Annotated in this window: 8 protein-coding genes; 5 read left to right on the top strand and 3 right to left on the bottom strand. The window is 65.6% G+C overall.

Features of this window, described 5'->3' with window-relative positions; genetic code table 11:
• Positions 1 to 109 precede the first annotated feature (109 nt).
• The 3 genes from ACO6VM_RS27415 to ACO6VM_RS27405 all read left to right on the top strand — a co-directional run bounded on the left by ACO6VM_RS27415 (position 110) and on the right by ACO6VM_RS27405 (position 5666).
• Positions 110 to 1336, top strand: coding sequence for an efflux RND transporter periplasmic adaptor subunit (locus ACO6VM_RS27415; RefSeq protein ID WP_401060729.1), 1227 nt, complete (start codon positions 110 to 112; stop codon positions 1334 to 1336).
• Positions 1337 to 1351: 15 nt separating this feature from the next.
• Positions 1352 to 4510, top strand: coding sequence for an efflux RND transporter permease subunit (locus ACO6VM_RS27410; protein WP_401060731.1), 3159 nt, complete (start codon positions 1352 to 1354; stop codon positions 4508 to 4510).
• Positions 4511 to 4733: 223 nt separating this feature from the next.
• On the top strand, positions 4734 to 5666 hold the full coding sequence (locus ACO6VM_RS27405) for a DNA-3-methyladenine glycosylase family protein (RefSeq protein ID WP_401060733.1): 933 nt from the start codon (positions 4734 to 4736) through the stop codon (positions 5664 to 5666).
• Here ACO6VM_RS27405 and ACO6VM_RS27400 read toward each other — a convergent pair.
• Positions 5641 to 5871: a DUF6555 family protein gene (locus tag ACO6VM_RS27400; RefSeq protein ID WP_401060735.1), complete on the bottom strand. Its 231-nt coding sequence runs from the start codon at positions 5869 to 5871 to the stop codon at positions 5641 to 5643. The two genes, ACO6VM_RS27405 and ACO6VM_RS27400, sit on opposite strands and share 26 nt — an antisense overlap.
• A 306-nt stretch (positions 5872 to 6177) precedes the next feature.
• On the opposite strand from ACO6VM_RS27400, the gene ACO6VM_RS27395 reads away from it, so the two are divergent.
• Positions 6178 to 6435, top strand: a complete 258-nt coding sequence (locus ACO6VM_RS27395) for a DUF1652 domain-containing protein (RefSeq protein ID WP_125858397.1) — start codon at positions 6178 to 6180, stop codon at positions 6433 to 6435.
• Positions 6436 to 6450: 15 nt separating this feature from the next.
• Here ACO6VM_RS27395 and ACO6VM_RS27390 read toward each other — a convergent pair whose 3' ends face one another.
• Both ACO6VM_RS27390 and ACO6VM_RS27385 read right to left on the bottom strand, forming a co-directional pair.
• Positions 6451 to 7065 carry a Yip1 family protein gene (locus tag ACO6VM_RS27390; RefSeq protein WP_401060738.1) on the bottom strand — a complete coding sequence of 205 codons (615 nt, stop codon included), beginning with the start codon at positions 7063 to 7065 and terminating at the stop codon, positions 6451 to 6453.
• Positions 7066 to 7165: 100 nt separating this feature from the next.
• Positions 7166 to 7453: a hypothetical protein gene (locus ACO6VM_RS27385; protein WP_347151283.1), complete on the bottom strand. Its 288-nt coding sequence runs from the start codon at positions 7451 to 7453 to the stop codon at positions 7166 to 7168.
• A 670-nt stretch (positions 7454 to 8123) separates the two neighbouring features.
• On the opposite strand from ACO6VM_RS27385, the gene ACO6VM_RS27380 reads away from it, so the two are divergent.
• Positions 8124 to 8479: Hcp family type VI secretion system effector (locus tag ACO6VM_RS27380; protein ID WP_422404068.1), on the top strand; the 356-nt coding region annotated here is incomplete at its 3' end.

The following is an 8479-nucleotide window of genomic DNA, read 5'->3' as shown; positions in this document are numbered from 1 at the left end:
GAGGAAACCCTCCTGCTCCGTGTGTTTGTTTTTGTGTTGTGGGGGTGTGTCCCCCCCCCCGCGATGGGGCCCGAATTGCAACTGACGATTTCCCCCAGCAGGAGCCTCCATGACCAACCCCCGCAAACTCGCGATCCTCGCCGCTGCCCTGGCCGCCCTCGGCCTCGGCGGCCTGGCCTGGACCGGCACCCTCGGCCAGGCCTCCAGTGCCCAGGCCCAGCACGATGAGCATGGCGAAGAAGACCACGGCCATGCCGAAGAAAAGGACGATGGCCACGGCCACGGTGCGTCCGAAGGTGAAGACCACGCCGAAGAGGAGGGCCAACTGCACCTCACCGCCGAACAGATCCAGGCCGCCGGCGTGCAGCTGGTCACCGCTGGCCCGCAAACCCTGGGCACCGCCATCAGCTTCCCCGGCGAGATCCGTTTCGACGAGGACCGCACCGCCCACGTCGTGCCCCGGGTGCCCGGCGTGGTCGAGTCGGTGCACGCCGACCTCGGCCAGGCGGTCAAGCGCGGCCAGGTGCTGGCGGTAATCGCCAGCCAGCAGATCTCCGAACTGCGCAGCGAGCAGCAGGCGGCCCAGCGCCGTCTGGAACTGGCACGCCTGACCTTCGAGCGCGAAAAGCAGCTGTGGCAGGAGCGCATCAGCGCCGAGCAGGACTACCTGCAGGCCCGCCAGGCGCTGCAGGAGGCCGAGATCGCCGCCGCCAACGCCGGGCAGAAGGTCGCCGCCGTGGCGCCGGCCGGCAAGGGCAACCGCTATGAGCTGCGCGCGCCGTTCGATGCGGTGGTGGTGGAGAAACACCTGACCGTCGGCGAGGTGGTGGACGAGACCAGCAACGCCTTCACCCTGTCTGACCTGAGCCGGGTCTGGGCCACCTTCGCCGTGGCCCCGCGCGACCTGGACAAGGTGGTCAGCGGCCGTGGCGTGACCGTCAGCGCACCGGACCTCGGCGCGCAGGTGCAAGGCAAGGTCAACTACGTCGGCAGCCTGCTGGGCGAGCAGAACCGCGCCGCCACCGTCCGCGCCACCCTGGCCAACCCCAATGGCGCCTGGCGCCCGGGACTGTTCGTCAACATCGCCGTCACCGTCGAGCGTTTCGACGCGGCCGTGGTGGTGCCCGAAGCGGCCCTGCAAACCTGGGAAGAGCAGACCGTGGTGTTCGCCCGAACCGAAGAAGGCTTCGAGGCACGCCCGGTAAAACCAGGCCGCCGCGATGATGGCCAGGTGGAGATCCACGAGGGGCTCGCCGCCGGTACCCAGGTGGCTGCCGCCGGCAGCTTCGTCCTCAAGTCCGAGCTGGGCAAAGGCTCGGCCGAACACAGCCACTGACCGGGAACGCCTGACATGTTCGAACGCCTGATCCAGTTCGCCATCGAGCAACGCCTGGTGGTGATGCTCGCCGTGGTGCTGATGGCCGCCGTGGGCATCCACAGCTACCAGAAACTGCCCATCGACGCGGTGCCCGACATCACCAACGTCCAGGTGCAGATCAACACTGCCGCGCCCGGTTATTCACCGCTGGAGACCGAGCAGCGCATCACCTTTGCCATCGAAACGGCCATGGCCGGCCTGCCGGGCCTCAAGCAGACCCGCTCGCTGTCGCGCTCGGGGTTGTCGCAGGTGACGGTGATCTTCGATGACAGCACCGATATCTTCTTCGCCCGCCAGCTGGTCAACGAGCGCCTGCAGGTGGCTCGCGAGCAGTTGCCCGAAGGCATCGAGGCGGCCATGGGGCCGATCTCCACCGGCCTGGGCGAGATCTTTTTGTGGACCGTGGAGGCCAAGGACGGCGCGCTGAAGGACGACGGCACGCCTTATACCGCCACCGACCTGCGGGTGATTCAGGACTGGATCATCAAGCCGCAGCTGCGCAACGTGCCGGGCGTGGCCGAGGTGAACAGCATCGGCGGCCATGCCAAGCAGTACCTGATCGCGCCGGAGCCCAAGCGCCTGGCGGCCTACAAGCTCACCCTCAACGACCTGATCGGCGCCCTGGAGCGCAACAACGCCAACGTCGGTGCCGGCTACATCGAGCGCAACGGTGAACAGCTGCTGATCCGTGCGCCGGGCCAGGTGGCTTCAGCCGAAGACATCGCCAACATCGTCATTTCCAGTGTCGATGGCACGCCGATCCGCGTCAGCCATGTGGCCGAGGTGGGCCTGGGCCAGGAGTTGCGCTCGGGCGCGGCCACCGAGAACGGCCGTGAGGTGGTCTTGGGCACGGTGTTCATGCTGATCGGCGAGAACAGCCGCACAGTGTCCCAGGCCGTGGCCGCCAAGCTGGAGGAGGTCAACCGCAGCCTGCCCAAGGGCGTGGTGGCGGTCACCGTGTACGACCGCACCAACCTGGTCGAAAAAGCCATCGCCACGGTGAAGAAGAACCTGATCGAAGGCGCGATCCTGGTGATCGCCGTGCTGTTCCTGTTCCTGGGCAACATCCGCGCGGCGCTGATCACCGCCATGGTGATTCCGTTGTCGATGCTGTTCACCTTTACCGGCATGTTCAGCAACAAGGTCAGCGCCAACCTGATGAGCCTCGGCGCCCTGGACTTCGGCATCATCGTCGACGGCGCGGTGGTGATCGTCGAGAACGCCATTCGCCGCCTGGCCCACGCCCAGCAGCGCCATGGCCGCATCCTGACCCGTGCCGAGCGCTTCCATGAAGTGTTCGCCGCCGCCCGCGAGGCGCGCCGGCCGCTGATCTACGGGCAACTGATCATCATGGTGGTGTACCTGCCGATCTTTGCCCTGACCGGGGTCGAGGGCAAGATGTTCCACCCCATGGCCTTCACCGTGGTGCTGGCGCTGCTGGGGGCGATGATCCTCTCGGTGACCTTCGTGCCGGCGGCCATCGCGCTGTTCGTCACCGGCAAGGTGAAGGAAGAGGAGGGCGTGGTGATGCGCGCCGCGCGCCGCCGTTACGCCCCGGTGCTGGACTGGGTGCTGGGCCGGCGCAACCTGGCCTTTGCCGGCGCCGCTACCCTGGTGCTGCTGTCGGGCGTGCTGGCCAACCGCATGGGCAGCGAGTTCATCCCCAGCCTCAGCGAGGGCGACTTCGCCCTGCAGGCCTTGCGTGTGCCGGGCACCAGCCTGACGCAGTCGGTGGACATGCAGCAGCGCCTGGAAAAAACCATCATCGAGCGGGTGCCGGAAGTGGAGCGGGTGTTCGCCCGTACCGGTACGGCGGAAATCGCCTCCGACCCGATGCCGCCGAACATCTCCGATGCCTACGTGATGCTCAAGCCGCGCGAGCAATGGCAAGACCCGGGCAAACCGCGGGATGAGCTGATCGCCGAAGTGCAACGCGCTGCAGCCAGCGTGCCGGGCAGCAACTACGAGCTGTCGCAGCCGATCCAGCTGCGTTTCAACGAGCTGATCTCCGGGGTGCGCAGCGATGTCGCGGTGAAGGTGTTCGGTGACGACATGGAGGTGCTCAACCGCACCGCCGCGCAGATCGCGGCCGGCCTGCAGCAGGTGCCGGGGGCCTCGGAAGTGAAGGTCGAGCAGACCACCGGCCTGCCGGTGCTGACCATCGACATCGACCGTGACAAGGCCGCACGTTATGGCCTGAACGTGGGCGACGTGCAGGACGCCATCGCCATCGCCGTGGGCGGGCGCAGTGCCGGCACCCTGTACGAGGGCGACCGCCGCTTCGACATGGTGGTGCGACTGCCCGAAACCCTGCGCACCGATGTGGACGGGCTGTCCAGCCTGTTGATCCCGGTGCCCGCCAGTGCCGCCAGCGGCGCCACGCAGATTGGCTTCATCCCGTTGTCCCAGGTGGCTACGTTGAACCTGCAACTGGGCCCCAACCAGATCAGCCGCGAGGACGGCAAGCGGGTGGTGGTGGTCAGCGCCAACGTGCGTGGGCGTGACCTCGGCTCGTTCGTCGAAGAGGCGTCGCAGGCGCTGATCGACAAGGTGCAGATCCCGCCGGGCTACTGGACCCGCTGGGGCGGCCAGTTCGAGCAGCTGCAGTCGGCCGCCGAGCGCCTGCGGGTGGTGGTACCGGTATCGTTGCTGCTGGTGATGGCGCTGCTGCTGATGATGTTCAACAACCTCAAGGACGGCCTGCTGGTGTTCACCGGTATCCCGTTCGCCCTGACCGGGGGCGTGCTGGCGCTGTGGCTGCGGGATATCCCGCTGTCGATCTCGGCGGGGGTGGGGTTCATCGCGCTGTCGGGGGTGGCAGTGCTCAACGGCCTGGTGATGATTGCCTTTATCCGCAACCTGCGCGAAGAGGGCCGCGGGCTGCGTGCGGCGGTCGAGGAGGGCGCGCTGACCCGCCTGCGCCCGGTGCTGATGACCGCATTGGTGGCGTCGCTGGGGTTCATCCCCATGGCCCTGGCCACCGGCACCGGCGCCGAGGTGCAACGGCCGCTGGCGACCGTGGTGATTGGCGGCATCCTGTCGTCCACCGCGCTGACCTTGCTGGTGCTGCCGGCGTTGTATCAGTGGGCGCATCGGCGCGATGAGGAGGTGGTGCCGCCAGCGGCGCAGTAACCGTGGCCGGGGCACTCGCCATTGCCTCTGGCAACGCGCATGATGCCCCCATGCCCTAATGCCGCTTCATCGCTTATTGGGGCTGCTTTGCAGCCCTTCGCGGGTAAACCCGCTCCCACAAGTACAGCGCTCGATTCAGACTTTGAGCGATCCTGTGGGAGCGGGTTTACCCGCGAAGGGTCGCGTAGCGACCCCAATTGGCTTAACTGACTGGCATTACTCCATGACCCGTCTTTCTTCCCTCCACGCCGTCCGCCGCGCCCTGCGCCCGGGCGGCGTGCATTTGCTCTGGCTGCGCTACCAGCCGCCCTTTCACTGGCCCTCGACCCAGGCCTTCCTGGCTGCGCGTTGCATCCCCGGTATCGAAACCTTCGCCGATGGCGTGTACCGGCGCAGCTTTGTGCATGCCGGCCGGCACGGCGTGCTGGAAGCGACCCCGGTAGCAGGCCCCTGGCTGCAGGTGCGCCTGCATGAAGTGGCGCCGGCGCTGTTGCCGGGGCTGATCGCACGCCTGCGCCGGGTATACGACCTGGATGCGCGCCCCGCACAGATTGCCGCCGGGCTGGCCGGCGACGCGCTCATGGCGCGGCTGCTCGCTGCGCGCCCCGGTTTGCGTGTACCTCAGGGCTGGGATGCTTTCGAACAGGCCATGCGCACGGTGCTCGGCCAGCAGATCAGCGTGGCCGGGGCGATGACCTTGGCCGGGCGCCTGGTGGCGCGGTATGGGGCATTGCTGGAGGTGGAGACGGCGGCGCTGAGCCACGTATTCCCCTCGGCCACGGCAGTGGCAGTTGCTGAACTCGAAGGGCTGGGTATGCCACGGGCGCGGGCGGCAACCCTCGGCACCCTGGCCAGGGCGCTGCTTGAGCAGCCGAACTTGTTGCAGCCTGGGCAAACCCTGGACGCGGTGCTCGCACGTTTGTGCAGCCTGAAGGGCATCGGCCCGTGGAGTGCCCACTACCTGGCACTGCGCCAGGTGGGGGCCAGGGATGCCTTGCCGTTGGGCGATGTGGCGCTGGTCAAGGCCCTGCGCCTGCTGGAGGGGCCGCAGGTGCTGCTGGCCGAGCGGGCCTTGGCCTGGCGGCCATGGCGCGCTTATGCGGCGCAGCACCTGTGGGCGTCGTTGGCGCTCAATGGCCCGATTGGCGCCAACTGACTTCGCTGATGCCGTAGCGCTCGGCCATGGGCCGGCTGACTTTGCGGATCTTTTCGCGGTCGTAGCGACCGATACGGCCCACACCGGCATCGCAACTGGCCCAGTGCCAGGCTTCGGCGTTGTCCATCCGCTCGGCGCGGATGATGAACGTCTTGTGCTGGCCGTGCAGTGCGTAGTCGATCACGTAGAGTTTGGCGTCGATCATCGGGGTTCCTTTGGTCAAGCGGGTCCATGCCTGATTGTGGGAGCCGCGCCTGGACGGAAAAGTTTTACCCGATGCGGGTGACCGGGGACGAACGGTCATGTGCCTGCCATCTGTCGCCAAGTTGCCGTCATTGATCGAACCCTGGCTGCAGGGTCGTGTTCTTCCACTAAGGTGCTAGAGGATCTTGCGCGTCATCATTGCCCGGGCGAATGGACCAACCCCAGGGCATGGGCAATATCAATTGGCACTGCGCCGGTTTACGGCGTAACCACACAACAGGCCATCCAGCATAGAGAGGGTCGTACCATGTCGTTGATAGGCGTTTCGATGCTTGAGATGCGGCAGATGATCGAACAGGGCTGCCTGCCCGATCACTGCGAGGTGAGCTGCCCGGACGGCGAACACCTCACCATCCGCCTGAGCCAGGGCGACAACCTGGGAGAGTGCTTCACCACCGAAGTGTCGGTGGCCAGCCTCAACAGTTGCCGTGACCTGGTGGCGCTGGTGGCGCAGCTCAAACAGCACCACCACGCGCAGGCGCAGCCGCTCAAGGCCATTGCCTGAGCGCGAGGTGCCCGGTCAGCCGAGGCTGGCCGGGCGCACGTATTCCGGCATCAGTCCGTTGAACCAGAACAGGATCATCGCCACCAGGATGGTCACCAGCAGCAACAGGCCCACCCCCCATACACAGGTCGCGAACAGCATGGCCTGCTCTTTGCGCAGGCGCAAAAATGTCTGCAAACCGCCATACAGCAGCACGCTGGCGTAAGCGCTGGCTGCCAGCAGCGCCAGTAACGCCAGCCAGCGCATCGGCAGCAGGCCGACCACCCCGGCGACGAACCAGGGTGTAGCGCAGTAGGCGGCAAAGCCGATGCACTGGTTGAGGTTGGGCTGCACATCGAAACCGCGCGACATCCAGCGGATCATCACCCCCATCAGCATCACCCCGCCCACGGTGGTGGCGTACAGCAGCCCGGCCAGTTGCGCGGCGCTGACCAGGCTCAGGCGCACGCGGTCCTCACCTGCCAGGCTCCAACCGTAGGTGGTGGTACCGACCAACAGGCACAGGGCGGGGATCAGCGCGAGCAGCAGCAGGCGCGGCAGGTATTGCTGGGGATGGTCTTCCTCGGCGCGGCGGATGTCGATCCAGGCGTCGGCTGGGTCGGTGAAGAGCTTGAGTAGCGGGCTGTTCATGGCGTTCTCCTCCAGGGGCGGGCGCAGTAGCGCGCATCCTCTTTCAATGGAGGCGTCGGGATCGCGGCGGGTTCAGCTGAATTCGCCGCCGTTGATCGCCTTATTGCAGTTCGAGCAGCAGGTTCAAGCCACCGTCACCGCATTTGCCTTGCTCGCGGACCACGCCGTGGTAACTGCGGCCATCCCAGACGAACGCAACGCTGTGGGCGCGTTCGACCTTGTCCGGCAGCGGCGGGCAGATATGCAGGCGTAGTGCGGGGCGGCCTTGCAGGGTGAGGGCAGCGAGTTGTGCCTGGCATTCGACGCTCGACGCCACCGGGCCGAACAGGGTGTCGCGGACGTAATCCAGTTGCAGGCAGGCATTGGGGGCGCGGCAGGGCATCTTCATGGCGCTGCGGGGGAGCGAGTGAGCATGGCAGGGCTCCTGGCGAAAGATGGCATAGGCATCAAACGTTGGAGGCCAGAAAGGGGGTGATGTTCAAACCGATCCGAGGGAAATTTTGCCGTTGTTGATGGCCCTGTAGGAGCGGCCTTGCCGGGGCGCCGGACCGGTCGGAAAGGGCTGCGCAGCAGCCCCCGACATTTACCAAAACCCGAAGCCATTTCGGTGGCACAAGAAGGCCGAGAACATCCTTGCCTCAGTCGCTCGCGCGGCACGAGCGCTGAGCAAATGATTTTAAGTGGTATTCCTGAAACACCACACTAGGATCGCTTCGGTATCGTCTCTCTCTCGGCGACTCGGCAGATCTGGCGTCAGGTTCAACTGCGCAAGAAGTTGCGCACTTCGAATGTCAAAAAGTGCCCTGTAAAGCGCTACAGCCATTGCGGTGCGGGCTCTTCAGCCATGTGCGCAACTTTTTGCCAGCACTGCGCAAGAAGTTGCGCAACTTTTGAATGGTGATTTCTTAAAAGCCCATCCAAACGAATGCTGAACTTTCTTAATGTATTGATTTTTAAGAATAGAAGTTATCTGGCACAGCTTTTGTAAGGATGCCAGTCCCCCAGTTGGCAACTTTCTGCCACCGGGCGACTTTCTCAACGCATGGAGAGCAACACGCATGGCAACTCCCGCCTACATGTCCGTCACTGGCGAAAAACAAGGCCTGATCACCGCTGGCGCGTTCACCGCCGACTCGGTGGGCAACACCTACCAGGAAGGCCACGAAGACCAGGTCATGGTCCAGGGCTTCGAGCACGAAGTGATCATCCCGCGTGACCCGCAGTCCGGCCAGCCGACCGGCCAGCGCGTGCACAAGCCAGTGAAGATCACCAAGGTCTTCGACAAGGCTTCGCCGCTGCTGCTGGCTGCCCTGACCTCGGGCGAGCGCATGACCAAGATCGAGATCAAGTGGTACCGCACCTCGGCCCAGGGCACTCAGGAGCACTACTACACCACCGTCCTGGAAGACGCGAT

It is taken from the genome of Pseudomonas sp. GZD-209 (assembly GCF_049310485.1).
Lineage (GTDB): Bacteria > Pseudomonadota > Gammaproteobacteria > Pseudomonadales > Pseudomonadaceae > Aquipseudomonas > Aquipseudomonas sichuanensis.
Note: the sequence above shows the minus strand (reverse complement) of the source record. Positions and strands in the feature narration are given on the sequence as shown.